Annotated in this window: 1 pseudogene; it reads left to right on the forward strand. The window is 77.2% G+C overall.

Annotated features, from left to right (window positions below):
• A pseudogene (locus G3I42_RS33755) lies at positions 1-985 on the forward strand (regulator); the annotation flags it as partial.

A 985-nucleotide genomic window follows, 5' to 3' on the forward strand; every position in this document is an offset into this window, starting at 1 on the left:
GGATCTGCGCGCGGCTCGAAGGCATCCCGCTCGCCCTGGAACTGGCCGCGGCGCGGGCCGCGCGGCTGCCGCTCGACGAGCTGGCCCGGCGCCTGAAATCGCGGCTCGACACCCTCGTACCCGAGCGGCACGGCGGCCCGGTGGCGGAGCGGCTCGACACCCTCGTACCCGAGCGGCACGACACCCTCGTACCCGAGCGGCACGCGGCTCCCGCCGCCGAGCGGCACGGCGGCGCCCCCGACCGGCACCGCACACTGCGGACCACGATCGGCTGGAGCCACGAGCTGTGCCTCCCGGCGGACCGGCTGCTCTGGGCGCGTCTCACCGTCTTCCGCGGGCCCTTCGACCTCCAGGCCGCGCGCGAGGTGTGCGCCGGGGGCCCGCTCACGCGCGCGGACGTCACGGCGGGGCTCGACCGGCTCCTCGCCTGCTCGGTGCTGCGCAGGCACGGGCGCGGCTGGTCGATGCTCGACACGCTCGCCGAGTACGGCGGGCAGTGGCTGGACCGGCTCGGCACCGACGAGCACGAGGCGCTGGCGGCGCGGCACGCCGCCTATTTCGCGCGCCTCGTGCGCCTCGCGGACGAGGAGTGGCTCGGTCCCCGGCAGATCGTCTGGTTCCGCTGGGCGCGCGAGGCGTACGGCGAAGTGAGCGCGGCGCTCACGTACTTGACGGAGCACCGCCCCGACGAGGCGCTGGACGTCGCGGGACGGCTCGTCTTCTTCTGGGCCTGCTGCGGGCGGCTGCACGAGATGCGGGCCCGCCTGGAGACGGCGCTGAAGAACCCGTCCGCCACCGGGCCGCACCGCACCCGCGCGCTGTGGGCGCTCGGGGTCGCGTACGCGCTGCACGGCGAGTACGCGGCGGCCGAGGAGGTGAGCACGCGGGGCGCGGAGACGGCCGGGCGGGAGCGGGACCGCGAGGGGGTGCTGGGCGCGGCGTACGCGAGCGGCCTCACCGCGCTGCTCACGGGCGAGCCCGCGCG

This window comes from Streptomyces sp. SID11385, assembly GCF_010548245.1.
Lineage (GTDB): Bacteria > Actinomycetota > Actinomycetes > Streptomycetales > Streptomycetaceae > Streptomyces.